At 63.8% G+C, this 24,445-nt stretch carries 28 protein-coding genes and 1 other RNA gene; 15 read left to right on the plus strand and 14 right to left on the minus strand.

Features of this window, described 5'->3' with window-relative positions:
• Positions 1-36 precede the first annotated feature (36 nt).
• Both thyA and ASC75_RS01365 read right to left on the minus strand, forming a co-directional pair.
• Positions 37-933 carry a thymidylate synthase gene (gene thyA / locus ASC75_RS01360; protein ID WP_156381058.1) on the minus strand — a complete coding sequence of 299 codons (897 nt, stop codon included), beginning with the start codon at positions 931-933 and terminating at the stop codon, positions 37-39.
• Positions 934-1,249: 316 nt separating this feature from the next.
• Positions 1,250-1,561: a DUF2853 family protein gene (locus ASC75_RS01365; RefSeq protein ID WP_055969586.1), complete on the minus strand. Its 312-nt coding sequence runs from the start codon at positions 1,559-1,561 to the stop codon at positions 1,250-1,252.
• A 179-nt stretch (positions 1,562-1,740) separates the two neighbouring features.
• Between ASC75_RS01365 and ssrA the strand changes: the two genes are divergently transcribed.
• Together ssrA and ASC75_RS01375 are read left to right on the plus strand one after the other, a co-directional pair.
• Positions 1,741-2,101, plus strand: a transfer-messenger RNA (tmRNA) gene (ssrA, locus tag ASC75_RS25040).
• Positions 2,102-2,225: 124 nt separating this feature from the next.
• Positions 2,226-2,777: an AAA family ATPase gene (locus ASC75_RS01375; RefSeq protein ID WP_055969593.1), complete on the plus strand. Its 552-nt coding sequence runs from the start codon at positions 2,226-2,228 to the stop codon at positions 2,775-2,777.
• Between the two features lie 7 nt (positions 2,778-2,784).
• Here the strand turns inward: ASC75_RS01375 and ASC75_RS01380 are convergent, their stop codons facing one another.
• Positions 2,785-3,927, minus strand: a complete 1,143-nt coding sequence (locus ASC75_RS01380) for a GGDEF domain-containing protein (RefSeq protein ID WP_156381059.1) — start codon at positions 3,925-3,927, stop codon at positions 2,785-2,787.
• A gap of 196 nt (positions 3,928-4,123) precedes the next feature.
• Positions 4,124-5,332, minus strand: coding sequence for a multidrug effflux MFS transporter (locus ASC75_RS01385; RefSeq protein WP_055969597.1), 1,209 nt, complete (start codon positions 5,330-5,332; stop codon positions 4,124-4,126).
• 170 nt (positions 5,333-5,502) lie between these two features.
• On the opposite strand from ASC75_RS01385, the gene ASC75_RS01390 reads away from it, so the two are divergent.
• The 6 genes from ASC75_RS01390 to ASC75_RS01415 all read left to right on the plus strand — a co-directional run bounded on the left by ASC75_RS01390 (position 5,503) and on the right by ASC75_RS01415 (position 7,890).
• The gene (locus tag ASC75_RS01390; protein WP_055969607.1) at positions 5,503-6,162 is read left to right on the plus strand and encodes a TetR/AcrR family transcriptional regulator; all 660 of its coding nucleotides are present in this window, start codon (positions 5,503-5,505) and stop codon (positions 6,160-6,162) included.
• Positions 6,163-6,252: 90 nt separating this feature from the next.
• Positions 6,253-6,789, plus strand: coding sequence for an SspB family protein (locus ASC75_RS01395; RefSeq protein WP_055969610.1), 537 nt, complete (start codon positions 6,253-6,255; stop codon positions 6,787-6,789).
• Between the two features lie 18 nt (positions 6,790-6,807).
• Positions 6,808-7,005, plus strand: a complete 198-nt coding sequence (locus ASC75_RS01400; RefSeq protein WP_055969613.1) for a DUF4169 family protein — start codon at positions 6,808-6,810, stop codon at positions 7,003-7,005.
• Positions 7,002-7,238, plus strand: a complete 237-nt coding sequence (locus ASC75_RS01405) for a ribbon-helix-helix domain-containing protein (protein ID WP_055969615.1) — start codon at positions 7,002-7,004, stop codon at positions 7,236-7,238. The genes ASC75_RS01400 and ASC75_RS01405 overlap by 4 nt, the downstream gene beginning before the upstream one ends.
• Before the next feature lie 89 nt (positions 7,239-7,327).
• Entirely contained in the window at positions 7,328-7,579 is a 252-nt protein-coding gene (locus ASC75_RS01410) for a BrnT family toxin (protein ID WP_055969617.1), read from the plus strand.
• A complete protein-coding gene (locus ASC75_RS01415) occupies positions 7,576-7,890 on the plus strand; it encodes a BrnA antitoxin family protein (protein WP_055969620.1) in 315 nt (104 codons plus the stop codon). Before ASC75_RS01410 ends, ASC75_RS01415 begins: the two co-directional genes overlap by 4 nt.
• A 36-nt stretch (positions 7,891-7,926) precedes the next feature.
• Here the strand turns inward: ASC75_RS01415 and ASC75_RS01420 are convergent, their stop codons facing one another.
• The 3 genes from ASC75_RS01420 to ASC75_RS01430 all read right to left on the minus strand — a co-directional run bounded on the left by ASC75_RS01420 (position 7,927) and on the right by ASC75_RS01430 (position 14,003).
• Positions 7,927-11,832, minus strand: coding sequence for an AsmA family protein (locus tag ASC75_RS01420; protein ID WP_055969623.1), 3,906 nt, complete (start codon positions 11,830-11,832; stop codon positions 7,927-7,929).
• A gap of 136 nt (positions 11,833-11,968) precedes the next feature.
• Positions 11,969-12,424, minus strand: a complete 456-nt coding sequence (locus ASC75_RS01425) for a GNAT family N-acetyltransferase (protein ID WP_055969627.1) — start codon at positions 12,422-12,424, stop codon at positions 11,969-11,971.
• A gap of 166 nt (positions 12,425-12,590) precedes the next feature.
• A complete protein-coding gene (locus ASC75_RS01430) occupies positions 12,591-14,003 on the minus strand; it encodes an FAD-linked oxidase C-terminal domain-containing protein (protein WP_055969629.1) in 1,413 nt (470 codons plus the stop codon).
• Positions 14,004-14,113: 110 nt separating this feature from the next.
• On the opposite strand from ASC75_RS01430, the gene ASC75_RS01435 reads away from it, so the two are divergent.
• A complete protein-coding gene (locus ASC75_RS01435) occupies positions 14,114-14,593 on the plus strand; it encodes a thioesterase family protein (protein ID WP_055969632.1) in 480 nt (159 codons plus the stop codon).
• Between the two features lie 145 nt (positions 14,594-14,738).
• Entirely contained in the window at positions 14,739-14,936 is a 198-nt protein-coding gene (locus ASC75_RS01440) for a hypothetical protein (RefSeq protein WP_055970609.1), read from the plus strand.
• Between the two features lie 51 nt (positions 14,937-14,987).
• Here ASC75_RS01440 and ASC75_RS01445 read toward each other — a convergent pair whose 3' ends face one another.
• Together ASC75_RS01445 and ASC75_RS01450 are read right to left on the minus strand one after the other, a co-directional pair.
• On the minus strand, positions 14,988-15,866 hold the full coding sequence (locus ASC75_RS01445) for a dienelactone hydrolase family protein (protein ID WP_055969636.1): 879 nt from the start codon (positions 15,864-15,866) through the stop codon (positions 14,988-14,990).
• A gap of 117 nt (positions 15,867-15,983) precedes the next feature.
• Positions 15,984-16,526 (minus strand): glyoxalase superfamily protein, encoded by a 543-nt coding sequence (locus tag ASC75_RS01450; protein ID WP_055969639.1) that lies wholly within the window; start codon positions 16,524-16,526, stop codon positions 15,984-15,986.
• A 264-nt stretch (positions 16,527-16,790) separates the two neighbouring features.
• On the opposite strand from ASC75_RS01450, the gene ASC75_RS01455 reads away from it, so the two are divergent.
• Together ASC75_RS01455 and ASC75_RS01460 are read left to right on the plus strand one after the other, a co-directional pair.
• Positions 16,791-19,289, plus strand: coding sequence for a UvrD-helicase domain-containing protein (locus ASC75_RS01455; protein WP_055969642.1), 2,499 nt, complete (start codon positions 16,791-16,793; stop codon positions 19,287-19,289).
• 682 nt (positions 19,290-19,971) lie between these two features.
• Positions 19,972-20,163 (plus strand): DUF1059 domain-containing protein, encoded by a 192-nt coding sequence (locus ASC75_RS01460; RefSeq protein ID WP_055969645.1) that lies wholly within the window; start codon positions 19,972-19,974, stop codon positions 20,161-20,163.
• Between the two features lie 52 nt (positions 20,164-20,215).
• Here ASC75_RS01460 and ASC75_RS01465 read toward each other — a convergent pair whose 3' ends face one another.
• From ASC75_RS01465 to ASC75_RS01485, 5 genes are all read right to left on the minus strand, one after another.
• Positions 20,216-20,518, minus strand: coding sequence for a hypothetical protein (locus ASC75_RS01465; RefSeq protein ID WP_055969646.1), 303 nt, complete (start codon positions 20,516-20,518; stop codon positions 20,216-20,218).
• 81 nt (positions 20,519-20,599) lie between these two features.
• Positions 20,600-20,980, minus strand: a complete 381-nt coding sequence (locus tag ASC75_RS01470) for a low affinity iron permease family protein (protein WP_055969648.1) — start codon at positions 20,978-20,980, stop codon at positions 20,600-20,602.
• Between the two features lie 63 nt (positions 20,981-21,043).
• On the minus strand, positions 21,044-21,394 hold the full coding sequence (locus ASC75_RS01475; protein ID WP_055969650.1) for a DUF488 domain-containing protein: 351 nt from the start codon (positions 21,392-21,394) through the stop codon (positions 21,044-21,046).
• Between the two features lie 41 nt (positions 21,395-21,435).
• The gene (locus tag ASC75_RS01480; RefSeq protein ID WP_055969652.1) at positions 21,436-22,065 is read right to left on the minus strand and encodes a DapH/DapD/GlmU-related protein; all 630 of its coding nucleotides are present in this window, start codon (positions 22,063-22,065) and stop codon (positions 21,436-21,438) included.
• A 36-nt stretch (positions 22,066-22,101) separates the two neighbouring features.
• Complete coding sequence (locus tag ASC75_RS01485) at positions 22,102-22,590, minus strand: CreA family protein (RefSeq protein ID WP_055969654.1); 489 nt, start codon at positions 22,588-22,590, stop codon at positions 22,102-22,104.
• Between the two features lie 159 nt (positions 22,591-22,749).
• On the opposite strand from ASC75_RS01485, the gene ASC75_RS26330 reads away from it, so the two are divergent.
• The 3 genes from ASC75_RS26330 to ASC75_RS01495 are packed head-to-tail and all read left to right on the plus strand — an operon-like array spanning position 22,750 to position 24,418.
• A complete protein-coding gene (locus tag ASC75_RS26330; RefSeq protein ID WP_184117358.1) occupies positions 22,750-22,911 on the plus strand; it encodes a hypothetical protein in 162 nt (53 codons plus the stop codon).
• Positions 22,912-22,945: 34 nt separating this feature from the next.
• On the plus strand, positions 22,946-23,524 hold the full coding sequence (locus tag ASC75_RS01490) for an SCO family protein (protein WP_055969658.1): 579 nt from the start codon (positions 22,946-22,948) through the stop codon (positions 23,522-23,524).
• A gap of 21 nt (positions 23,525-23,545) precedes the next feature.
• Entirely contained in the window at positions 23,546-24,418 is an 873-nt protein-coding gene (locus tag ASC75_RS01495) for a 50S ribosomal protein L11 methyltransferase (RefSeq protein ID WP_055969663.1), read from the plus strand.
• Positions 24,419-24,445 lie beyond the last annotated feature (27 nt).

Consider the following 24,445-nt stretch of genomic DNA (forward strand, 5'->3'; position numbering starts at 1 on the left):
CAATGTCGCCGCGCACATGTCCGGTTTGGGCTGCCGTCAGACGGCCACGTCCGCAAGGATCGGTGGATAAGGATCGTAACCGCTCACCTCGAAGTCTTCGATCCTGTAGCCGTCGATGCTGTCCGGCTTCCGGAGCAACTTCAGGGTTGGGAACGGCCTCGGCTCCCTCGTCATCTGTTCGCGGGCCTGGTCGAGGTGGTTGAGGTAGAGGTGGATATCACCGCCCATCCAGACGAGGTCGCCGAGTTGCAGCCCCACCTGCTGCGCAACCATCGCCTGCAATGCCGCTCCACCGATGCAATTGAACGGCGCGCCGAGCAGCAGGTCGCAGGACCTCTGGAAGATCAGCATGTTCAGCCGCCCGGCGCTGGTGACATGGAACTGATACACCATGTGGCAGGGCGGCAGCGCCATCTGCCCGATCTCGGGCACGTTCCATCCATGGAAGAGCATCCGCCGGCTCGAGGGGTTCGTCTTCAGCGTCTCGATGACACTGGCGATCTGGTCGTGCTCGACCCCGTTGGCGTCCTGCCAGCGGCGCCACTGCTTGCCGTAGACCGGGCCGAGCTCACCCCATTTGAGCGCAAACGCCTGGTCTTCGACGATCCGCTGTTCGAAATCCTGCTGGGAAATGCTCTCGCCCGTCTCCTTCCGGTACTTGGCCAGCGGCCAGTCCGTCCAGATGCGTACCTTCTCCTGCAGCAGTGGCCGGATGTTGGTTTCGCCAGTCAGGAACCAGAGCATCTCCTTCACCGCCAGCTTCCAGTAGACCTTCTTGGTCGTGAGGATCGGCACAGTGCCATCGGACAGGTCGAAGCGCAGCATCGCGCCGAATGTCGACAAGGTGCCGACGCCCGTGCGGTCGATCCGCTTGTCCCCCTTTTCGAGGATGTGGGACATCAGGTCGAGATACTGGAATTCCGGATGGCGCAAGTTCGCTCCTTTGGACGGAGTTAGGCCCGCGTGCTCGGGCAGGAAGCGGCTACGGCATTCCTTGGAAAGCCTCTAGCCATGTGGACGGAACTACTGGCTGCCGTCCGCTGCGCCCATGTCGGCAAAGTCGAGATCAAGGCGCAATCGGTCGGGCTCGATTCGGGAGTTCCCGATCATAGCTGAGCTGCCGGGCCTGAGGCAACGAATACGAGGCTGGCTTACCGCGCTGCCGCGCAGGCACGTTGCCCACACGTCAAAACAACCAACGCCGGGCGGCAAGGCCCGGCGCTGTACGATCGACTTGAAGCAATGCGGCTTAGAGCGCGCCGAGCTTCCCCAGTTCCTTGGCCACCAGATAGTAGAAGGTGACGCGGTTCTTGGTGTTGTCGGCCGACATCGCCTTGCAGACCTTCTCGAGCGCGCCGTCGGCCTTCTTGGCATCCTCGACGCCCAGCTTCTTGGCGATCCAGCCTGCCTTCACGCGGTCCAGTTCTTTGGGATCGGTGCACGAGACCAGCGAGGAATCGCGGTTCCGGAGCGCGATGCCCAGGTGCTTGACGATCTTGCTCACCACCTCTTCCTTGGCGCCGGCATCGTATTTCTTCACGTCTGCAAGATAGTCGCTCATGTGAATTCCCCTCGTCGACGAATTGGACTCATCTCATGGGGACGGCCGGCCTTGACCGGTTCACGCAACGCAGGCTCCCCCAGCGCCGGGAGCTTCGGTTCGCGCAACGCGCGAGTCAACCCTGCGCCTTCGCGTGGTCTGATAAAACTGTTGCATATGGCTGCCTTGACTGGCCGTTCGACCTTTTCTTTTGCGCCGAGCCTCCCTATATTCGACGCGTCAGCTTGACTGACTATGGCGATAAACTGCCGATGAAATAAGCCATTCGGACCCGGGGGCGGTACCCGGCGCCTCCACCAAAAGCCGCCGCGCAATGAGCGACGGTTTTTGCTGGGGGCGAAATAGGATCGACGAGGGTGTAAAGATCGGACTTTTGCTCGGCATTGTACCACCGTTATCGGGCTAAACTTGTAGTTGCAAACGACAACTATGCGGAAGCACGTCTCGCTGCTTAATGCGGCGCGATAGCTTCAAATCAAGTCCTAGCGGTTCGCACTGCTAGGCGGGGTTCGGAGGTACCTGGCAACAGAAACCTCCACTTCCCTCCCATCTGCTTTCCCTAAGATATGAATTGCCGGCCTGCGCTGGCTTGCCGTTACGTGGTTGATCCCGCAACGCCAGCCATCCTGTGCATGGCGGTCCCCTTTTGCCTGGAGACCTTTCGATGACCCTGGATACCGATCGCTTTTTCGTGCTCACCGGCGGCCCCGGCTCGGGCAAGACCACGCTCGTCTCGGCACTGACCGAAGCCGGCCATGCCACGTCGGTCGAGGCGGGCCGCGGTGTCATCAAGGATCAGGCCGCGATCGGTGGAACCGGCCTGCCCTGGCACGATCGCGCGCTCTTTGCCGAACTCATGCTGTCATGGGAAATGCGCTCACACGCGATTGCCGGCGAGACATCCGGGCCGGTCTGGTTCGACCGTGGCGTGCCCGACGTCATTGGCTATGCCAGCCTCGTCGCACTGCCTGTTCCGGCACATTTCGAGCGCGCCGCTCGGGAGTTCCGCTACAATCGCCAGGTCTTCATCCTGCCGCACTGGCCCGAAATCTTCACCCAGGACAGCGAGCGCAGGCAGGACGAGGATGAGGCCCGGCGCACCCACGCAGCGATGGTCGAAAGCTATGCGGCGTGCGGCTACGATCTCGTCGAAGTGCCGAGGGCACCGGTCGCGGAACGGCTCGCCTTCGTCCTGGAATGCTCGCGCCAGCCCTGAACCTGGCTCATGCAGCACTTGGCAGTTGCAACCCTTCCGCGAACGTCCGGTTGCGGCCGGCGCGCTTGGCGGCATAGAGGATCTTGTCGGCACGGCCGATCACATCCCACAGCCCCTCGCCGGGATGGGCCTTGGCGATGCCGAAGCTGCAGGTCACCGCGAAATCCTGGGGCAACCCGGAAAAATGGGCGCTTGCGATCTCGCGGCGCAATTTCTCGGTCAGGCTGTATGCCTGGTCCAGGGAACAGTTCAGCACCATGATGAACTCTTCGCCGCCCGTCCGCGCGGCGACGTCGCCGGCCCGCAGCCTTTTCCTCATGATCCCGGCGAAGGTCGTCAGCACGAGGTCGCCAGCGGCATGGCCGAACCGGTCATTGATGTCCTTGAAACGATCGATGTCGCAGGCAACGACGCCGAGCGGCTTGCCCCGCCTGGCCGACAGCAGGCGTGCTTCCCGCCCCTGCAGGCCGCGGCGGTTCAGCAATCCCGTCAGCGGATCGGTGTCGCGTTCGCTCTTCAGCGCCAGCACGATGTCGGCGCAGGCGACCACCAGCAGCCCGAGACCTAGCGCTGCGCCAATCAGGGACATGCTGAACTGCGCCCAGATCCAGAACTTGGATTCGAAGAATGCATCGACATCATCGGTCGGAACCGAATTGCCGTCGAGCAGGACGCGCGCGAAAAAAGTCAGCCCCAGTCCAAGAAGCAGCCAGACCATGGCGCGGTCGATGACGTTGCCGCGCATCAAGTCCTTCAGTTTCCACGCGCCGCTCAGGATGATGCTGCCCATGCCGATGTTGAGGGCGTAGACCCGGACCTGGAGATTGTTGTCGACGAAATAGAAATAGCACAGCAGGCCAACGATTGCCGCGAACCAGGCCGCATGCAGGGCCGCCGGCATCGACCTGCTTGAGCGCGCCAGCGCGCCTTCGACCAACAGCAGCGGCCCCGCGGCATAAAGCATGGCCGAGACGATGGTGTTGTAGCCGATATCGGGCGGCCAAAGGGCGAACTGCACGATAGTCGCGCTTCCGACTGCCGCAAAGGCAAGCGAAAAGAACAGCAGATGCCGCCGGCGTCGCTCAAGCAGCCACACGCAAAAGAACGTTGCCGCAAACAGCAGCAGCAAGGCGGAGGGGATAAACTTCAAGATTTTCGATGGCCTCGGCGTCGTCGCTCTACTTCCGGTGGTCTTGGCAATGACTTACCGACCCATAGGTAAATAAGACGATATCAAGGCTGCATGAAGGTAGGCGCGACATTTCGGCTCGATCCCGACAGTCATCGCACGACCATCGGCACTGACGATTGCGGGGTCGGACGACCATCGTCCGGCCCCGCAAAGTTCATTCGGCCGGCGCCTCCATCGCCACGTCGCGATGACGGCCGAGCGTCACCTGGGCAAGCGCGAAGGCGATGACCGCCGACGTCGTGATGCCCACCACCATTGGCAGCGGCGTGCCATCGAAGAACAGGCCGGCTACCGCCATTGCGACCGCGCCGGTGGCAAAATGCAACGTTCCCATCAGTGCCGACGCCGTTCCGGCAATCTCGCCATGCTCTTCCATCGCCAGCACCGAAGTCGTCGGGATGACCAGGCCGAGGAAGCCGTAACCGATGAACAGAAGGACAGCCAGCACATCGAGCCGGTCAACGCCCGAGGCGAATACGGCGAGCAGCACCACCATCATCGTGGCATAGCCGACCACCGCGACCCGCACCACGCGCCGCAGCCCGAATCGTTCGGTTAGGTATCCCGTCAGCTGCGACATGCCGATGAAAGCCACGGCATTGATCGAGAAGAACACGCTGTAGACCGACGGCGACAGGCCGTAATGGTCGATCAGGATGAACGACGAGTTGGCGAGATAGACGAAAAAGCTGGCGATGCCGAAGCCACCGATGAACGTCAAGCCAACGAAATTGCGGTCGCCGAGCAGGAAGCGATAGCCGCTCAGCGCGCTGCGTACCGAGCTTTCGGCCCGATGCGCGGCCGGGCGGGTTTCCTTGAGCGAGGTCGACAGCAGGACGATCGCCAGCACCGCCGCACCGGTCACGACCCAGAACACAGCGCGCCAGCCGAAACCTTCGATCACCAGCGAACCGGTCAGCGGCGCCAGGATAGGCGAGACGGAAAAGACCAGCATCAGCAGCGACATCAGCCTTGCCGCCTCGGTGCCGGTGTGCAGGTCGCGCACGATGGCGCGCGGCACCACCATGCCGGCCGAGGCACCGAGGCCCTGGACAACGCGGAAGGCGATCAGCCATTCGATGTTGGGCGCCAGTGCTGCCCCCACGCCGCCGATGGCAAACAGCACCAGCCCGATATAGAGCGGCGCCTTGCGGCCTATCATGTCGGAGATCGGCCCGACGACGATCTGGGCCAGCCCCATCGCCAGGAAGAAAACGAGCAGGCTCATCTGCACGGCGGCAGTGCTGGCATTGAGATCGGCGCCGATCGTCGGCAGCGCCGGAAGATACATGTCGATTGCAAACGGACCGATGGCCGACAAAAGGCCGAGGACGACCGCTACGCGGAGGAATTGGGGTGTCATGGGCGTGATTCTTTCGGATCTGGTTTCCGCCGCAACAAGGCGGCGACGTGTAATCCAAGGACGTTCCGCAATCCGTGTTTCCGACTCCTCCCGAACCGGCCGCATCGAATTGAGTACATATTTTTAGACAGACTTGTCCAAATCGTCAATCACCTGTATATAAAAACTCCATGACACCTGCCATCGCTCCTGACATTGCGGTCCCCCGCAGCCACACCGCCAAGCGCCTCTCGATCATCGATGCCGCGGCTTGCGTCTTTTGCCGCGAAGGCTTTGCCGGCGCCAATATCGACCTCATCGCAGCCGAGGCCGGCGTCTCGCGCCAGACCGTTTATAATCATCACGGCGATAAGGAGAATTTGCTGGTCGCAGTAGTCCGAGAAATCACCGAACGGATCAATGCAGGCGTTTTCGACACGCTCGCCACCTTCCCCGACAAGCCGGTCGATCTCGAGGCCGACCTCGTGGCTTTCGCGGTGCGGCTCAACCAGAACTGCATCTGCAATCGCGACGGCAAGTTTCTGCGCAAGCTCCTGCATACGGAGGGCGAGCGCTACCCCGCGCTTTTCGCCGGCTGGCGCGAGGATGGTCCGGCAAAGACCTGGGCTGCCCTTGCCGCCCGCTTTGCCCGCCTGGCCCATGCCGGATGGCTTGAAATCGACGACCCCGACGTCGCCGCCCGCCAGTTCCTGGCCCTCGTCAACGCCGATCTGCAGATGGCGATGATCTTCGGCGACACCGTCTCGGAGGAGCAACTGAGGACCGCCGCGACGAACGCGGTGCGCTGCTTTCTCCGCGCTTATGGCAAGCCTCGCCCGGCTGCAATCTGATCATCTTCAATACCGCGCTATATCCGGTTTACGCCGGGCTCAAGCTTGATTACAGGTAAGGGGACGATTCAATCGGACCCGCATCGACATATGGCCGAAGACCAGATCCGCTACGATATTCTCGCCCAGGAGGCACTGCGCGGCGTCATGCGCAAGGTCCTGGCGGAAGTCGCGCGAACGGGCCTGCCGGGCAACCACCATTTCTTCATCACCTTCATGACCGGCGCGCCCGGCGTGCGCATCTCCAGCCGCCTGCACGAGCGCTACCCCGAACAGATGACCATCGTCATCCAGTTCCAGTACTGGGACCTGAAGGTCACCGATACCGGCTTCGAGGTCGGCCTGTCGTTCTCCGACGTGCCGGAAAAGCTCGAGATCCCCTTCTCCGCCGTGCGCGGCTTCTATGACCCCTCGGTCAATTTCGAGCTCGAGTTCGAGGTCAAGGCCGAGCCAGCAGCCGCGGCAGAGGAAACACCGGCCAAGCCGGAACCGATCGCCGTCGTCAAGCCGGCCGAGCGCAAGGCTGCACCGAAGAAAAAGGCCAGCGCAGAGGCTGAAACGCCGGAAGAACCGGCTCATGGCAAGGGCGCTGACGTCGTATCGCTCGACGCTTTCCGCAAGAAGTAACCCCGGACGGGGCCGTCCATGGCCGACATCGTCAATCTTCGCCGGTTCAGGAAGCACAAGGCGCGTGCCGAGCGCGAGGCGCTTGCCGACCAGAACCGCGCTTTGCACGGCCGCACCAAGGCTGAAAAGACGCGCGACCGGCTGACCGCCGACCGCGCCGAGAAATTCGTCGACGGCCATCGCCGCGACAGCGACCCGGAAAAACCCGGCCAGTGAGCCTCGTCGAAAAACGCTCGGTGACGATCCGCGGTCACCGCACCAGCTATTCGCTGGAAAAACCTTTCTATGACGACCTCGTCGCCATCTCGGCCATGCGCGGCATCACCCTTGCCGGCCTTGTTGCCGAAGTCGACGCCCAGCGCCCGCGCGAGGCAAACCTGTCCTCCGCACTCAGGCTCTTCGTCCTGGAACAGGCAAAGCTTGGCGCGACCGAACGGCCCGGCAGCTAGCCACCAGGCTGCAGGGGTACCATCCTTGCGAGACACATTTTTCGTAACACGTTTATTCTTGCCCCCGCCAATTAAAAGTAATACTTTTAATGAAGATCGTCTGGGACGAACCGAAACGGCTGGCCAATCTCGAAAAGCATGGCTTCGACTTTGCCGACGTCGTGTTTTTCCATTGGCATTCTGCAGTTATCAAGCCCGCTCGACCAGACAACGCTGGCCGTCGCCGCATGAAGGCAGTCGATCGGATCGCTGTGGTGATCTTCGTCACGCTGGGCAACGAAGCGATGTCCGTCATCAGCTTCAGGCCGGCAAGCGCTCAGGAAAGGAAGGTTCTGTCATGACCGGCAAAGCACTGAAAAAGGCGTTCGAACCCGGACACGGCTATACCAAGGAAGATTGGGACGCCGTGGACAGCCCGGAACTGACTACAGAAGAGCTAGCCCAATTTCGCCCGGCTCGGGAAGTCTTGCCGCCAGAATTCTTCGAAGGCATCGAGAAAGCACGCCGCACCCGCGGTCGTCCTTCGGTCGAAGCGCCCAAGCAGGTCGTCTCGATCCGGCTCGATCCCGATGTGATCGCCAAGTTCAAGGCCACCGGCAAAGGCTGGCAAAGCCGTATCAACGACGTCCTGAAAAAGGCCAAGGTCGGCTGAGCCGAGACGAAGGCAGCGGCGCGAGCCGGTTCTCGTCTACTGGCTCTGCAGCGACTTGAAGAAATCGTCCAGGCTGAGCGGCTCGAGTTTTTTCACGGGAGTGTCCGTGGGAGCCGCCGCTGGCTCTTCGGGGGTCGTCTCGCCAGGCACGCCCATCGGCCGCACCCCAGGCAGCGGCGCGCGCTCGATGTCGGCGGCCGGCTTCGGCCTTTCTGCCTCCGCCTCCTGCCTTGCCTTCTGCTCGGCCTCCAGATGCGCCTTTTCCTCGGCATCCCGGCGCGCCTTCCCTGCATCCTCGAGCGCCTTTTGCCGGGCGGCTTCGGCCTGTGCATCGGCAGCAGCCTTCGCGGCGCGGGCTTCCTCCTCCGCCTTGAGCCGCGCTTCCTCGGCTCTCGCCTTGGCTTCTTCCTCGGCGCGGATGCGGGCTTCCTCGGCCAGCCGCGCCTCTTCGGCGATCCGTTCGCGCTCGGCCTGAAGCCCGGCGAAATAACGCACCTCGCGCCGCAGCCGCTGCTTTTCCAACAACACCGCCTGCATCGCCTCGACGCGGGCCTGCTCCTTTTCCAGCGCGCGCTGAGTCAGGAACTGGGCCATCGGTTCGCTGTCGAACAGCAACACGGTAGCCTCCGGCGGGCCTTCTATGCGGAAGCCAAGCACCGGCTCCGAACCCACCAACGCCTCCTTGCCCGGCGCGTAGGTGATGTTGCCATCCGCGGCAACGACCCCGTCGTTGAGATCGGCACGTAGCTCCGCCGTCAAGGTGGCTGACGGATTCTTCAGCGTCAGCGGTGGTGCCCGCAGGATGCCGCCGGCAATGGTGAAAGCGACCTCGGCCTTTGTCGCAGCGAAGCTGCCGTCGCCGGCGATCTCGGGGGCGAACTCGGCAACCCGCGCCCCGTTGATGTCACGGCCCAGCGCATCGGCCTTGACGATCAGCGGAGCGAACGCATCCGGGTTCAAGCCTGGCACTGTCAGCCCGTCGACGTCGGCGGTGCCGGAGCCCGACAAGGACGCGACCAATCCCTCGACCGACTTGCCGCTGCCGGAGAAGGTCGCCGAAAAATCGCCCTTGCCGCCCAGCGAACCCGCACCGGGAACCTGGGCAATGTCGGCGGAGCCGAGTTTCAGCTGGCTGGTCAGCAGGGCGGTGCCGTCATTGTTCTTGAGTTCGACCAGCCCTTCAAGCGCGCCGCCGAACAGCTTCGCCCTGAGATTTGCGAGCCTGAGCGACTGGCCGTCGAGCTTCAGCGCCAGCACCGCATCATTGGCAGTCGCCAGCGGTTCGGCGGCAAGCGTACCCGCAATGATTTCAAGATCGGCGGTGAACGGCGCCACCGGCTTCTGCTCGAACGGCACTGCCGGCCAGGCGCCGTCGCCGCTCTCCAGCGCCCTGGCGCCCAGCATCATCTCGGCAAAGGGCGCGAGGTCGAGTTCGTCGAGCGTCAGCGAACCGCCGAGATGCGGCACGCCCCCGACCAGTTCCGCCCTGAGGTTGCCGACCATGGCCCCTTCGTTCACGGTTCCGTCCAGCCTGTCGAGCAGCAACGGCCCGCCGGCATAACTTGCGTCCGCGGCAAGATCGACCGCCTTGCCCGTGCCCATGCCCGGCAAGGCCACCCCTGCCGTCATCAGCCACGGCTCGATGTCGGCGGCGCGCAACGTCGCCCTGCCCTTCAGGCTCGCGCCCTCGTCGCGCAGCGCAACCGTTCCGGCAAAACCCGCGGCCGCGTCGTCGCCCTTCAGGCTTGCAGTGACCTCGAGGCCGCTCTGGGCCGCGCCCTTTGCTGCCACGTCCATTTCACCCGCTCCGATCACCCCAAGCGGCAGCGCCGGCAGGCCGGCAAGCGCCATCAGGCTGGTCGCGTCCTCGTTGCGGGCAGAAAAATTGAGCGTGACTTGCGATGCTTGCATCGAGCCGTCAAAGGCAGGCGCGGAAAGGGTCGCCACCAGGTCGGAGCCGCCAGCCTTGCCCTGCGCGCTCAGGGCGACGCCGGTCGAACCGTTGCCGTTTTCCACAGCACTTGCCACGAAATCGATCCGGGCATCGGCAAGCAGCCCCGGATAGGCCGCGGCGCGTTCGGCAAGCCCCGCAAGCAGCCTGTTGTCGGGCGACTGCGCGGCAGCAAGCGCAACCAGCGGTGCGAGATCGACCGCCACCACCGAAGCATCGAGGTTGCCGGTCGGCGTGGCGGGAAAATCCCTGATCCGGCCGGTAGCGCTCAGCGATGCGCCGGCCAGGCCGCCTAGCGACAGCTTGTCGATCTCCAGCACGCCCTCGCGCAGGCGCAGCGCGGTGTCCAGGCTGTCGGCGCTCAGGCCGCCAAAACTTACCGGTCCGGCCTTCACCGCCAGATCGAGATCGCTGTCGGCAAAGCGATTGGCCCCCTGGTCGGTCACGAACAGCGAAGCGAAGGCGCGCAGGCCTTCGAGGTCGAGTTCGCCACCATCGAGCTTCATCGTCACCGAGGCCCGTGCGTCGCCCGGCTGCAGGCTGTCCAGTTCGCCGGTGAACTTGGCCTTGCCCAGGATCAGTTCGATGTCGTCCAGTTTCTGCTGTTCGCGCGTCAGCGCCACCTTGGCCTTGAACCCGGCGGCAGGCAGCCGGCGCACCGCCTCGTCGACATCCTTCGCCACCCAGGCGGCAAAACCCGAGGGCTGTCCGACCGCCAGCAGCAACTGACCATCGAAGCCCAGGCTATCTTCGGTTTTCAGGAAGCCGTCGGCCTCGAGCCGGGTGCGGCCGGGCAGCGTCGCTGCCACCGAATTCAGCTTCCAGCCTCCCTCGCCCGGCTCTGCGGACAGCTTGACGTCGCGGACCGTCGTGTCTCCGGCGACGATCGCCGGCAGGTCGACGTCGACGGTGCCCGGTATCGTCGGACGCGGCAGGTCGACCAGCACATTCTCCAGCGCCGTCAGGCGCTGTGTGATCGAAAACCCTGCGCCTGTCGCTTCTCCGCCCACCGCCTCGTCGAAGCGCACCTGCGCACCGTTGGCGGCAATGGAGAAATGCGGCGAGGATCCAAGGTCGATCTCGGCCGTGCCGTCGGCGGTATAGGGATTGTCGAGCGGCCCGCTTTCGAAGCGGAACTCCTCAACCCCGAGCTTAGCGTGGTCGAGCGCGAACTTGCCCTTCAGCCTGAACCCTGGACCCTCCGCCTTGCTTTGCGCCTTGGGCTTGTCGCCCTTGGCGGCCGGCGGCTCGGCTTGGGCCTCGATGACGCTGAAATTGCCGGCATAGAGCCCGCGTCCCTTGTCCATGCTGGCATTGCCGTCGCTTTCCAGCACGAAACCCCGGCGTTCGGGCGTCGCCCGCAACCTGAGCCGCATCTGGCCGCTCGGGTTGACCGAGCCGGTCGAGGCCGACAGCTGCGTCTTCATGCCATTGACGCGCAGCGAGCCGTCCATCCGCCACGGGCCGGCCAGCGACTTGGCCGAAACCTCGGTGTTGATTTCCGACAGAAGCTGGTCGCGCCCGCTCGTCGCATGCCGCACCCTCACCTGCCCTTCGGTGACGGTCAGCTTCTCGATGGAGATCTGCCTGGCATCGAAAGGCGCCGATGGCCGCATCGCCCAGTCGACGGCGCCATCGGCAGCGACATCGATCGTTGCCTTGGGCCGCACGAGCCGCATGTCGTAGATCAGGAACTCACCGCGCAGCAGCGGCGCCAGTTCGGCATCCATCGAGAACGTCTCGACGGTCATCGCGTCTTCGCCGTCGGCCCCGCCCCCGACTGTCACATCGGAAAACGTCACCGAGGGAAACGGCAGGATTCGCGCGCGCACGTCGCCCTGCACGGCCACCTTGCGGCCGAGGATGGTGCCCGCCTCGCGCTCGAAGTCGGCCTTGTAGCCGGACCAGTCGATAAAATACGGTCCCACCAGAGCCGCGAGCAGCGCCAGTACGAACAGTCCACCGAATATTACGAACAGGCGAGCGAGCATTGCCTCGGGGCAAATCTTTTCAGGCGTCCCAGGCGTCTAGCGCAGGAGCATGGTCATTTGGTGACATGTTGGGCTGTACGCCGCGGCGCGTCAACGCCGCGGCGTAGCCTGTCCCGCAAAAAGCGACGGCTGGACCCTACGCCGGTCGGCGCATGCGAACCACTTGCAGCGGCCGCTCCTCCTCGTCCTGGTCATGGCGCTGCGTTTCGGCGAAGCCCAGGCGGCGATAGAATACCAGCGCAGGCCCGTTGTCGGCATAGACCTCGACGTCGAGCGCTCCCTTCAGCCTGGCGGCGTGCAGGACCAATGCCTTGCCGAGACCACGGCCATGGCACGCCGGATCGATGAACAGGCCGCCGATGAAGTCGTTGTCGAGCAGGCCGATGAAGCCCACCGTCCGGCCATCGAGCTCGATCACCCAATTTTCGGCTTGCGGCAGATAATCCTCCCGAACGTTGGCCTGCTGATCGAGCAGTCTTGCCTCGCCCAGGAATGGATGGCCGACACGCGATGCCTCGAGCCAGATATCTGCCAGGCGGTCGCGGTCGGTTGCGGAATAGGCGCGGATCGTCGCGCCGTGAGCGTGTGTCATGGATTTGTCCTTGGATATGCATTTCAGAGAAGGCGCAAGCACCCGTTGGCCTTTCAGCCACCATCGGCTCGGGGCCGACGCTTCAGCGATGGAAGTCTCTGCGCATAAGTTTCCTGGTTGGACTGGGCCGCACTAGCAAGCCGGCGCGGTCGGGTCAACGCCCGTCCTATCCTGCCGGCAGGATCTTGCCGGGATTCATGATGTTGTTCGGATCGAGCGCCTGCTTGATGGCCCGCATCACCGCCACGCCATGGCCGTGCTCGCGCTCCATCAGTCCCATCTTGCCCTGGCCGATGCCGTGTTCGCCGGTCGAGGTGCCGTCCATGGATATCGCCCGCTCGGCCAGCCGCTTCACGAATTCCTCGGCCCGGCCGATGTCTGCCGGATCGTTCGGGTCCATCAGCACCAGCGTGTGGAAATTGCCGTCGCCGACATGACCGACGATCGGGGCGATCAGGCCCAGCCGCTCGATGTCGGCTTCGGTCTCGGCGATGCATTCGGCCAGCCGCGAAATCGGCACGCAGGCGTCGGTCGACAGCGCGCGCGCACCGGGGCGCAGGGTTTGCGACGCCCAGTAAGCGTCATGCCGCGCCTTCCACAGCTTGGCCCGCTCCTCGGTCACCGTGGTCCACAGGAACGGCCCGCCGCCATATTCGGCGGCGATCTCGCCAAAGCTTTCAGCCTGCTCCGCCACGCCGGCATCCGAGCCGTGGAACTCGAGGAACAGGCACGGGCTCTCGGGATAGTCGAGCTTGGAGTAGATCTTCATCGCCCGCATCTGCAGCGCGTTGACCAGTTCGATGCGCGCCACCGGGATGCCCATCTGGATGGTCGTGATCACCGCCTGGCACGCCGCCTCGACGCTCGGAAACGGACAGACGCCGCCCGAAATCGCCTGTGGGATGCCCTGCAGCTTGAGCGTCACTTCGGTGATGATGCCGAGCGTTCCCTCCGACCCGACAAGCAGCCGCGTCAGGTCGTAGCCGGCCGAGCTTTTCCTGGCCCGGTGCGAGGTCGTGACCTCGCTGCCGTCGGCCATGACGGCGCGCAGCGACAGCACGTTCTCGCGCATGGTGCCGTAGCGCACCGCATTGGTACCCGAAGCGCGCGTCGCCGCCATGCCGCCGAGGCTGGCATTCGCTCCGGGATCGATCGGAAAGAACAGACCGGTGTCGCGCAGGTAGGTGTTCAGTGCCTCGCGCGTCACCCCGGCCTCGACCGTGCAGTCGAGATCGTCGGCATTGACGGTGACGATCTTGTCCATGCGCGAGGTGTCGACCGAGATGCCGCCGGCCGGCGCGTTGACATGGCCTTCCAGCGACGTGCCCGTGCCGAAGGCGATGACCGGCACGCGATGCGCCGCGCAAGCCCGTACCACCCCCTGCACGTCCGCCGTGCTTTCGGCGAACACCACGCCATCGGGCGCCTGGTTGGGCAGGTAGGTGGTGGTGTGGCCATGCTGTTCGCGGATCGCCTGGCTGGTCTGGAAGCGCTCGCCGAATTTCTGCTTGAGGATGCCGAGCGTCGTGGCGATCCCCGCCTCGTTCCGCGCCATCGCCTTCAGGTCGCTCAGAGCCATGTTTTCCTCCGCGATTGGAACAGCCTGGCGCCTTGCCGGCACCTTATGCTCGGGTAATCTGCCACCCCGTCCGGTTTGTCCAGCGCAACCAAAGACCAAAGGATCAAGCCATGCCAGCTCCGTTCGTGTCGCGCGTCATGGAGATCGAGAAAGACTGGATCGACTATAACGGTCACCTCAACATGGCCTACTACAACGTCCTGTTCGACCGCTGCAGCGACGAGGCGCTCGATCTGCTCGGCATGGGGGCTGCTTACGTCCGCGACAGGAAGCTCACCATCTACACGGCGGAAGTTCACGTCTGTTATGTCCGGGAACTGCATCTCGAACACCGCGTCACCGCGAGCTTCCAGTTGCTTGACCATGACGACAAACGCCTGCGCGTCTACCAGGAACTGCGCCACGTCGACGGCTGGCTGGCGGCGACCTCGGAATATCTCGCTTTGCATGTCGACATGACCGGTCCGAAGGTCGCGCCCTTCCCCGAAGACATCATGGCGAGCCTGCAGGAAATGGGCGCCGCCCATGCCGCACTGCCCATGCCCGAGCGCGCCGGCCGCTCGATCGGCATCAGGCGCAAGCCGGCATAGTGGCTGAAGGGCCACAGGCGGTTAACCTTACCTGTTCATAACCTGCATCACAGCCTGCGGTTCGTTGATCGGCCGCACCCTCACCCCGACAATCCCACACAGCGAAATTGAGTCGCGGCGGGCACCGGACGGCTTGAGGCAAGGCATGCAACCAGACATCGAAGCGACAGCCAACAAGCTCGCCTGCGACCCGCGCATCAGCGACTACGACTTCTGGCGTTCGCTCCGCAACATCAACAACGAAATCTTCGAGATCGCCAACAACAACGGGCCGATCCCGATCGAGATGTTGCGCTGGCGCGTCATCCTACGCCAGGCCCGCTCCAAGCGCGGCGTGGCCTGAGCTTCGTACGGCCAGGCGCGCGAACGGTCGGCGCGCCTGCCACCAGACGGATCAGGCCAGTTTTTCCCTGAAGAAGGCAATCGTCCGGCCCCAGGCCAGGTCCGCTGCCTCCTTGTTGTAGCGCGCTTCGGACGTGTCGTTGTTGAAGGCGTGCTGGGCGCCGTCATAGACGTAGACCTGGAAATCCTTGCCGCCTTTTTCCAGCGCCGCCTTGTAGGCGTCGATACCGGCGTTGATGCGTTCGTCCATGCCGGCATAGTGCAGCAGCAGGGCCGCCTTGATGTTGGCGACTGCCGCCTCGTCCTTGGGCTGCGCGCCGTAATAGGCGACGCCGGCGCCGAGATCCGGCGAATTGACGGCGAGCAGGTTGACGGTGCCGCCGCCCCAGCAGAAGCCGACCGCGCCGACCTTGCCGTTGCCGCTCTCATGGCCCTTCAGGAACGCCACCGTCGCGATGCCGTTGGCCACGGTCTGCGCAGCGTCCAACTGGCCGAACATCTCGCGCGCCTTCTCCTCGTCCGGTGGCGTGCCGCCGAGCGGCGACAGATAGTCGGGCGCCAGCGCGACGAAGCCTTCGAGCGCGATGCGCCGCGCTACGTCGCGGATATGCGGGTTGAGGCCCCGGTTTTCGTGGATGACGATGACCGCCGGCAGCTTGCCGGCACGATCGGCCGGCTGGACGAGATAGCCCTTCATCTCGCCGGCACCGCCGGGATAGGCGACATCCTCGGCCTTGAGCCGCGCGTCGTCGTCGGCAACGATGGCCGCCTGCGCCTGGCTGGCCACGAGCATCGGCGCGATCACCGCCGCCGCCGCGGCCGATCCGGTCAGCTTGGTCAGCGTCTCCATGAAATTGCGCCGGTCGAGCGTCAGGTGGGTGTATTCGTCATAGGCGTCGATCATCGCCTGGGTGATGGCAGGTCTGGTCATGGCTCACTCCCTGTCTTCGACATCGGGCGGCGAGTTTAGCGTATGCAAATGTAGTTGGTGTCACTGTTGCGTGAACGGCGCCCGCGCCATCGGGCGCGAGCGCGCACGGGACGTCGGTCAGTCCTCGCCTTCCATGAAGCGGATGCGGTTGCCGAACGGGTCGATCACCTCGCACTCCAGCCCCCAGTCCTGATGCTGCAGGCCCGGCCGGTTGTATTTGTAGTCCTTGGCGATCAGCCCCTTCTGGAAGGCTTCCACGCCTTTCATGTAGCAGACCGCCGTGGCACCTGGACTGGCGTCGCCCGAATGCTCCGACAGATGCAGCTTCAAACCGCCGCGCGACACCTGGCAGTAGAGCGGCGCGCCGGGATGGAAACGATGCTCCCAGTCGACCGTGCAGTCGAGGAACCCCTCGTAGAAGCCCCGCGCCTTGTCTTCGTCGAAGATGCGAAAGATCGGCACCGGCTGGGTGAAGGATAATGAGCCTGCGGAAGGCTCTTCCCCCTTGTCCAGCTTGCTCGACAGGATGTTCCAGTTGTCGACGCCGAACTGCCGGGCGACGATTTCGAGCGCCTCGCTGTGGCTGACATCGAGGTTCTTGGCGCCAAGCGCCTCGCGCATGGCCTTCGCCATCGCCTTCGCATCACGATAGGTTCGCATGATCTTCCGATCCCAGGGTTCCGGTGAGCCTGTCCATCAGTGCCCGCATTGCCGATGCCCTCACCGTCCATTAGACCGGGTTAAGGAAGCGCTTGGATGTATTCGCCATACCCCTGCGGGCGCGGACTGCCGGCCACATCCAGCCGTGCGGTTACCTAGCCACGCCCCGGCATCCCGGTCAAGGGTGCCACTTTCCCCGGCTAAACGAGAACAAAACAGAGACACTTCTGGCCTTTCCGCCCCGAATCACTACATTCGGGGCAAATGTCAGACTTTCCGGACGACATGCCGTTTTTCGACGAGCCCGGCGGAATGCCGCCCCGGACCGCTGGTGCCTCTGCGCCGGGCGGCATTGCCGCGCGCGCCATGGCCGCCCGCCAGGCGTCGCATGCGCCGGACTACCTCAAGGGCCTGAACCCCGAGCAGCGCCAGGCCGTCGAGACCACCGAAGGCCCGGTCCTCGTGCTCGCCGGCGCCGGCACCGGCAAGACGCGCGTGCTCACCACCCGCATCGCCCATATCCTCAGCCAGGGCCGCGCCTGGCCCAGCCAGGTTTTGGCCGTCACCTTCACCAACAAGGCGGCGCGCGAGATGAAGCAGCGCATCGGCCATCTCGTCGGCGAGGCGGTCGAAGGCATGCCCTGGCTCGGCACCTTCCACTCCATCGGCGTCAAGATGCTGCGCCGCCATGCCGAACTGGCCGGCCTGCGCTCCGACTTCACCATTTTGGACACCGACGACGTCATCCGCCTGATCAAGCAGCTGATCCAGGCCGAGGGCCTCGACGACAAGCGCTGGCCGGCGCGCCAGTTCGCGATGATGATCGACGGCTGGAAGAACAAGGGCCTTGGCCCGGCCGAAATCCCCGAGGGCGATGCCCGCGCCTTCGCCAACGGCAAGGGCCGCGAGCTTTACAAGGCTTATCAGGACCGGTTGCAGACCTTGAATGCCTGCGACTTCGGCGACCTCTTGTGCCACCCGATCCGCATCTTCCGTGCCTATCCGGATGTGCTCAAGGAATACCACAAGCGCTTCAAATACATCCTCGTCGACGAGTACCAGGACACCAACACCGCGCAATACATGTGGCTGCGGCTCCTGGCGCAGGAAACCGGCGCCCCCGGCCAGAAGAATGTCTGCTGCGTCGGCGACGACGACCAGTCGATCTATGGCTGGCGCGGCGCCGAGGTCGACAACATCCTGCGCTTCGACAAGGATTTCCCGGGCGCCGTGGTCATCCGGCTTGAGCGCAACTACCGCTCGACCGCGCACATCCTCGGTGCCGCCGCCCATCTCATAGCCCACAATGAGGGCCGTCTCGGCAAGACCCTGTTCACCGAGCAGGCCGACCCCGACGACGCCAAGGTCAACGTCCACGCCGCCTGGGATTCTGAGGAGGAGGCCCGCGCCGTCGGCGAGACCATCGAGCAGTTGCAGCGCCAGAAGCACAATCTCAACGACATGGCGATCCTCGTTCGCGCCTCGTTCCAGATGCGCGAGTTCGAAGACCGCTTCGTCACGCTCGGCCTCAACTACCGCGTCATCGGCGGCCCGCGCTTCTACGAGCGCCAGGAAATCCGCGACGCCATGGCCTATTTCCGCGTCGTTGCCCAGGGCGCCGACGACCTCGCCTTCGAGCGCATCGTCAACGTGCCCAAGCGCGGCCTCGGCGAAGCCGCCATCCGCCAGGTCCACGACACCGCCCGCGCTCTTGGCGTGCCGATGCTCCAGGCAGCCTCCCAGTTGGCCGAAAGCGACGAGCTCAAGCCCAAGCCGCGCGCCGCGCTGCGCGAGGTCGCGGCCAATTTCGAGCGCTGGCAGAAGGCGCTCGACAACACGCCCCACACGGAACTCGCCGAGATCATTCTCGAAGAGAGCGGCTACACCGACATGTGGAAGAACGATCGTTCGGCCGAGGCGCCGGGCCGGCTCGAAAACCTCAAGGAGCTGATCCGCTCGATGGAGGAATACGAGTCGCTGCGATCTTTCCTCGAGCATGTCGCGCTCGTCATGGACGCCGAGCAGGACGAACAGCTCGATGCCGTCTCGATCATGACGCTGCACTCGGCGAAGGGCCTCGAATTCGAGACCGTGTTCCTGCCCGGCTGGGAGGAAGGCCTGTTCCCGCACCAGCGCGCACTCGACGAAGGCGGCCGCTCCGGCCTCGAGGAAGAACGCCGCCTCGCTTATGTCGGCCTGACCCGCGCCAAGAAGAACCTGCATCTGTGGTTCGTCTCCAACCGCCGCATACACGGGCTGTGGCAATCGACGATCCCCTCGCGCTTTCTCGACGAGTTGCCCGAGGCGCATGTCGAGGTGGCGGACGCCGGCAATTCCTATGGCGGTTACGGCGGCGGCAGCCGCAATCCCTATGGCGCCTCGCGCTTCGACGACGTCGGCCAGAAGTCCTTCTCCAACACCTATGCCACACCGGGCTGGCAGCGCGCTCAGCAGAACCGCACCGAGGCCACCGACCGCAACTGGGGATCGCGCTCCGGCCACTCGGTCGAACGTATCGGCTATGGCGAGACCGATTCCGGCTTCGGCGCCGGCCGCGGCTCGGTGAAAGGCCGCACCATCGAGGGCGAGCTGATCGCCAAGTCGGTCGCGACCGAGCCCTCGCGCTTCAAGGTCGGCGACCGCGTCTTCCACCAGAAGTTCGGCAACGGCAACATCTCGGCCATCGACGGCAACAAGCTCACCATCGACTTCGACAAGGCCGGCCAGAAGAAGGTGCTGGACGGGTTCGTGAACCCGGTGTGATGAAAATAACGGATTTTCAACCAGAACCTTGGGTCCGCAATTTCGATGTGCATACTAGCGATCCTGGTTGGCTCTACGTTCTAAAGAGCGGTAGCCGCCTGAAGATTGGAACGACTACAGATTTCAACTCCCGTTTCAGGACAGCGCGTACGTGGATACCCGATATCCAAGTTGTCGGTGTCAAGCCGTTCTGGGAATGTATCCATCTAGAAAGAATTCTCCACATAGCGTTGTCAGATTACTGGATAGGGGGCGAGTGGTTTAATTTTGACAGAGATGAATTCGAGCAGTATTTCCTGGAAACATTTTGCGAATTTTATGACAAAGACATAAACCGAAACTCTGTTGAGTTTACATATTGGATGAACAGTACGGGAATGTCTGAGTTTACGATTGAATATAGCAGACGAGGCGTATCGCTTCCGGAATGGAGGAGACAAGAAAACTATCGGCGGCGAAATAGCCGCAACGGGGCGTAAACCCCGCATAAAGTGCTTCATCGACGCTTCCGCCCAGGATGCAAGGTCACTGCTCGCGCCGGGTTCGCCGCAAAACTCCTGAGCATCTTGTCGTTCCAGGTCACCAAACGCTTGGTGAGCGCAGCCACATATCGGTTGCCGCCCTCTCGCCACAGGCATAAAATTAGCAAGTGCTAATTTTTAATCATAGGGAGGCGAAGACGATGCGCCAGTATATCGATTGCCGTGAATTCCCGAGCGAAATGAAGTGCACGGTGGCGATTGCCGCGGACAACGAGGACGAACTGGTCAATGCCGCCGTCCAGCACGCCGTCACCGTTCATGGCGAGCACGACACGCCCGATTTCCGTGCCGAAGTCAGGAAAGCCATCCACGTCGGAACTCCGCCGGCCTGAGCAACGCCAGCTCGCCCGCGTCGGACGCACCCAACTGTCGGCAGAAGCTTTGCTATTGCTGGCGAGTCGCCGTGCCGCTGCGCATGGCTTTCAGCCGCTCGGCCGCGGAGGCCGCCAGTTCGGCATAGCGGTCTTCCAGCTTTTCGGCGGCAACCAGCACCTCGGGCTCGAAATCATTGGCCTCGAGCACCTGCCGCAGCCTTTCGACGAATTCGGCCTGCTGCTCGAGCGCGGCAAACAGCTTCTTCACCTGGTCGCGACTGATGTCGGGGTTGGCCAGCGTCGTGGGCACCTCGCGCGCCATCTCCGCGCCGGTCCTGGCCTGCTCTTTCAGGATGTCCAACCAATCAGTCACGCCACACAACACCCTACCCGCACCGATCTTGTTCCCCTCGCCGCCCAGCGTCAACCTTCCAGAGGCTGGACGGCGCCGCAGTCACGCTTTCGCACCCGCTTTCGCGTCGTGCCGCTTGGCTGCTTCCTCGCATTTGCGCCTGATTTCCTCGACCTCGGTCTCGGTCAGGTGCTCGATGCCGATGAAATGGTTCTGTGCCCTGCCGACGCGGATGAGCTCGTCGAGCTTCGCCTGCATCGCCGCGCCATCGCGGTTCTGCGTATTTTGGATCAGGAACACCATCAGGAATGTGATGATCGTCGTGCCGGTGTTGATGACCAGCTGCCAGGTGTCGGAAAAGCCGAACACCGGACCGGACACCGCCCAAGCCACGATGATGAGGCAGCACATCACGAACGACAGCGGCGTGCCTGAGGCATAGGCAACCTTGTTGGCGACACGAGTGAACAGGCGTTCGAACATCGCGGCTTTTCCTGACAATGCAGGAAAACCGCCGGAATGCCGGCTGGTTCCATCGCGCAGGTGCTACAGGCCTTCCAGCACGTCCCTCAGCACGACGGCCTGGTTTTGGATCTGGTCGCGGGCCGAATAGACCAACGTCAGCCGCCTGCCGCCGGCCTGCTTGCGCATTGCCTCCAGCCGCTCGTGCTGGCCGTCGAGTTCGGCCAGGTATCGCCTGCGGAATTCGCCCCACCGGGCCGGGTCATGGCTGAACCACCGTCGCAGTTCGGTCGAGGGCGCGATTTCCTTCGCCCACAGCTCCACCGCCGCGGCTTCCTTGCTGATGCCACGCGGCCAGATGCGGTCGACAAGCACCCGGAACCCATCCTCCGGCGCCGGTGCGTCGTAGACGCGCTTGATACGGAATTCCGGCATGCCCTCCTCCTGGGATATGGCCAGGCGCAGTTCCGGCCGTCCTAGCTCCAGCGGTCGAGAAACGCCTCGATCGGCAGGCTCTGCATGTCCGGAATGGCCTCGAACAGCCGCTCGGCCGGCCAGTCCCACCACGCCAATGCCTCGATGCGGGCGGCGATTTCGGCGGGAAAGCGCAGCTTCAACCGCCTCGCCGGCACCCCGGCGACTATCTCGAACGGCGCCACGTCCTTGGTCACCACCGCATTCGCCCCGACAACCGCGCCATTGCCGATCGTCAACCCGGGCATGATCACCGCGCCATGACCGATCCACACGTCATGGCCGACCGTCACCGGCTTTGCCCTGCGGCGTTCGCGGAAATCGCCGTCGACACCGAGATAGCGGAAGTATTCGTTGGGCCGGTAGCTCACCTTGTGGGTGGTCAGCCGCTCCATCGGATGATCGAGCGCATTGATGCGGGTATTGGCGGCGATCGAGCAGAATTTTCCGATGGTGGTGTAGATCGCCTCGGCGTGGCGCTCGAAATAGGAATAGTCGCCGACGACGACCTCGCGCAGCACGACGCGTTCGCCGATGGCGACATGACGGCCCAGCCGGCAGCCTTTCAGCTCTGACGTCGGGTGGATGCGCGGCTCGTCATCCTTGAAGCGAAGGTCTGCAGGTGTGTCCATGACGCGGATTTACGCCCGCGCCACCTTGCCCGCAAGCTATTGCGGCTTGCCCTTGGTCCAGGTGACGTTCTGGTTGTACAGCGGCACGGTCGTCATCGACATCTTCGCCGAGCCGTCCTGCACCTGGCGCGAATGCGCGAGATAGATCAGCGTCTCGTTCTTCTTGTCGTAGATGCGGTTCACCACCTGCTCCTTCCAGATCAGGCTGATGCCCTGCTTGAACACCTCCTCGCCCTCTTCGCTGAGATCGATCTCGCCGATGGTGATCGGCCCGGTCTGGCGGCAGGAGATCGCGCTGTCGGAGGGATTCTCGAACCAGTTGCCCTTCTGCAGCCGGTCAATCACGCCGCGGTCGAAATAGGAAACGTGGCACGTGATGCCCTCGACCTCGGGATCCTTGATCGCCTCGACGATGATGTCGTTGCCGAGCCAGTCGACGCCGACCTCGCCCACCTGCTGGGCATTGGCGGGGGCCGCAGCCGCGGGCGCAAGGGCGGTAGCTAGGACAAAAAAGGCAAGCCTCATCGAAACCTCCTGGAATGCTGTCCGCCCACACTTGGGTCGGCGGTCCGCGCGTTGCAAGCCGCATCGTCATGCATCCTGCTCGCGAAAAGGTGTCTTGTGGGCAAATGAGGGCGTCAACATGTCCCTTTTGGCAACGCGCGTAGCGCGCTATGTAGGGTGATGAAACAGGCTCTGCCCATATCGCTTTCGACGACCGCGTGGATCGCGCTCGGCCTGACGGCGTTTGCGGCTGCCACCGGCCTCGCTTTCGCCTCCTGGCTCGACAAGGACGCCGGCATCTTCATGTCGCTGGTCGAAGCAGGCATGTCCTGGTGCTTCTGAGGCGGTCACAAATCACACCATGGAATCACAATCGATGATGCGCACGATCCTTGCCGGCATTCTGATCCTGATGGCAGCCGGCGTCGGCTGGCTGACTTTCGACTGGTACAGCAGCAGGAACAGCGCTCAGGCCTTCGGCGCGCCATTCGTGCTGGTCGACCAGAAGGGCGGCGAAATCACCGAAGCCGCCTTCCGCGGCCAGCCAAGCGCCGTGTTCTTCGGCTTCACCCATTGCCCCGAGGTTTGCCCGACGACGCTGTTCGAACTCGACGGCCTGCTCAAGCAGATGGGCGACGAGGGCAAGAACATCCGCGCTTATTTCGTCTCGGTCGACCCCGAGCGCGATACGCCCGAGGTGATGAACACCTACGTCACCAACGTCTCCGACCGCATCACCGGCATCACCGGCTCGCCCGACAAGATCGCCGCCATGACAAAGTCGTTCGGCATCTACTCCAAGAAGGTCGAGACCGAGGGCGGCGACTACACCATGGACCACACCGCATCGGTCCTGCTGCTCGACAGCAAGGGTGATTTCTTCGGCACCATCGCCTATGAGGAAAAGCCAGAGACTGCGCTCGCCAAGCTCAAGCGCCTGGCGAACGAAGGCTGACCCTCCTCGACCGGACCCGACATGACCCAGACACGGCTCTACCTCACCACCGGCCGCGAAGCTGCGAACCGCATCTTCTCGGCCCTCGAAACCGCCTTCGAGGAAGATGGCTGGCCGATCGCCGTGATCGAGGTCGATGAGGACCGCGACATCCACGAGGTCTCGCTCTACACCGACGGCGATGTCGAAGACATCGCCCGCCGCATGGCCGAGGTCGTTGCCGAAGCCGGCCACAAGGGCGCCCTGGACCGCGAGGTCCTTCCCGACATCGACTGGGTGGCGAAGTCGCTCGAAGGCCTGAAGCCGGTCCAGGCCGGCCGCTTCATCGTCCACGGCAGTCATGACCGCGACGACGTGCGCCCCGGCCAGATCGCCATCGAGATCGAGGCCGGCCTTGCCTTCGGCACCGGCCACCACGGCACCACGGCTGGCTGCCTGGAAATGATCGAGAAGGTCGTCGCCGAGGAGCATCCGGCCAACGCGCTCGATCTCGGCACCGGCAGCGCGGTTCTCGCCATCGCCGTCGCCAAGCTGGCGCCGATCCCGGTGCTCGCCACCGACATCGACCCGGTCGCCACCGACGTCGCTGCCGCCAATGTCCGCCTCAACGGCGCCGGCGACCATGTCGAGACCGCGACGGCGGCAGGCTTCGACGATCCGATCTTCGCCGCGCGCGGCCCGTTCGACCTGATCGTCGCCAACATCCTGGCGCAGCCGCTGATGCAGCTTGCGCCCGACATGGCAGCGCATCTCGCGCCAAACGGCTCGCTGGTCCTTTCGGGCATCCTCGACCGTCAGCACGACGCGGTGGTCGAAGCCTATGTCGCGGCGAAGTTCCGCCATGTCGAGACCTTCCACAGGGAAGGCTGGGTGACGATCCACCTCAAGAACTGACGGCCGTGGCACAAGCCGGCGGCGTTG

This window comes from Aminobacter sp. DSM 101952 (assembly GCF_001424795.1).
Taxonomy (GTDB): Bacteria; Pseudomonadota; Alphaproteobacteria; order Rhizobiales; family Rhizobiaceae; genus Aminobacter; species Aminobacter aganoensis.

What these genes read in the sequence shown, in the direction of transcription:
- ASC75_RS01495 (WP_055969663.1), top strand. Translation starts at nt 23,546, where the DNA reads ATGACCCAGACACGGCTCTACCTCACCACCGGCCGCGAAGCTGCGAAC.
- ASC75_RS01460 (WP_055969645.1), top strand. Translation starts at nt 19,972, where the DNA reads ATGCGCCAGTATATCGATTGCCGTGAATTCCCGAGCGAAATGAAGTGC.
- ASC75_RS01470 (WP_055969648.1), bottom strand. Translation starts at nt 20,980, where the DNA reads ATGTTCGAACGCCTGTTCACTCGTGTCGCCAACAAGGTTGCCTATGCC.
- ASC75_RS01415 (WP_055969620.1), top strand. Translation starts at nt 7,576, where the DNA reads ATGACCGGCAAAGCACTGAAAAAGGCGTTCGAACCCGGACACGGCTAT.
- ASC75_RS01440 (WP_055970609.1), top strand. Translation starts at nt 14,739, where the DNA reads ATGCAACCAGACATCGAAGCGACAGCCAACAAGCTCGCCTGCGACCCG.
- ASC75_RS01485 (WP_055969654.1), bottom strand. Translation starts at nt 22,590, where the DNA reads ATGAGGCTTGCCTTTTTTGTCCTAGCTACCGCCCTTGCGCCCGCGGCT.
- ASC75_RS01445 (WP_055969636.1), bottom strand. Translation starts at nt 15,866, where the DNA reads ATGACCAGACCTGCCATCACCCAGGCGATGATCGACGCCTATGACGAA.
- ASC75_RS26330 (WP_184117358.1), top strand. Translation starts at nt 22,750, where the DNA reads ATGAAACAGGCTCTGCCCATATCGCTTTCGACGACCGCGTGGATCGCG.
- ASC75_RS01395 (WP_055969610.1), top strand. Translation starts at nt 6,253, where the DNA reads ATGGCCGAAGACCAGATCCGCTACGATATTCTCGCCCAGGAGGCACTG.
- ASC75_RS01400 (WP_055969613.1), top strand. Translation starts at nt 6,808, where the DNA reads ATGGCCGACATCGTCAATCTTCGCCGGTTCAGGAAGCACAAGGCGCGT.
- ASC75_RS01430 (WP_055969629.1), bottom strand. Translation starts at nt 14,003, where the DNA reads ATGGCTCTGAGCGACCTGAAGGCGATGGCGCGGAACGAGGCGGGGATC.
- ASC75_RS01375 (WP_055969593.1), top strand. Translation starts at nt 2,226, where the DNA reads ATGACCCTGGATACCGATCGCTTTTTCGTGCTCACCGGCGGCCCCGGC.
- ASC75_RS01365 (WP_055969586.1), bottom strand. Translation starts at nt 1,561, where the DNA reads ATGAGCGACTATCTTGCAGACGTGAAGAAATACGATGCCGGCGCCAAG.
- ASC75_RS01385 (WP_055969597.1), bottom strand. Translation starts at nt 5,332, where the DNA reads ATGACACCCCAATTCCTCCGCGTAGCGGTCGTCCTCGGCCTTTTGTCG.
- ASC75_RS01425 (WP_055969627.1), bottom strand. Translation starts at nt 12,424, where the DNA reads ATGACACACGCTCACGGCGCGACGATCCGCGCCTATTCCGCAACCGAC.
- ASC75_RS01455 (WP_055969642.1), top strand. Translation starts at nt 16,791, where the DNA reads ATGTCAGACTTTCCGGACGACATGCCGTTTTTCGACGAGCCCGGCGGA.
- ASC75_RS01475 (WP_055969650.1), bottom strand. Translation starts at nt 21,394, where the DNA reads ATGCCGGAATTCCGTATCAAGCGCGTCTACGACGCACCGGCGCCGGAG.
- ASC75_RS01450 (WP_055969639.1), bottom strand. Translation starts at nt 16,526, where the DNA reads ATGCGAACCTATCGTGATGCGAAGGCGATGGCGAAGGCCATGCGCGAG.
- ASC75_RS01435 (WP_055969632.1), top strand. Translation starts at nt 14,114, where the DNA reads ATGCCAGCTCCGTTCGTGTCGCGCGTCATGGAGATCGAGAAAGACTGG.
- ASC75_RS01480 (WP_055969652.1), bottom strand. Translation starts at nt 22,065, where the DNA reads ATGGACACACCTGCAGACCTTCGCTTCAAGGATGACGAGCCGCGCATC.
- ASC75_RS01410 (WP_055969617.1), top strand. Translation starts at nt 7,328, where the DNA reads ATGAAGATCGTCTGGGACGAACCGAAACGGCTGGCCAATCTCGAAAAG.
- ASC75_RS01490 (WP_055969658.1), top strand. Translation starts at nt 22,946, where the DNA reads ATGATGCGCACGATCCTTGCCGGCATTCTGATCCTGATGGCAGCCGGC.
- ASC75_RS01390 (WP_055969607.1), top strand. Translation starts at nt 5,503, where the DNA reads ATGACACCTGCCATCGCTCCTGACATTGCGGTCCCCCGCAGCCACACC.
- ASC75_RS01420 (WP_055969623.1), bottom strand. Translation starts at nt 11,832, where the DNA reads ATGCTCGCTCGCCTGTTCGTAATATTCGGTGGACTGTTCGTACTGGCG.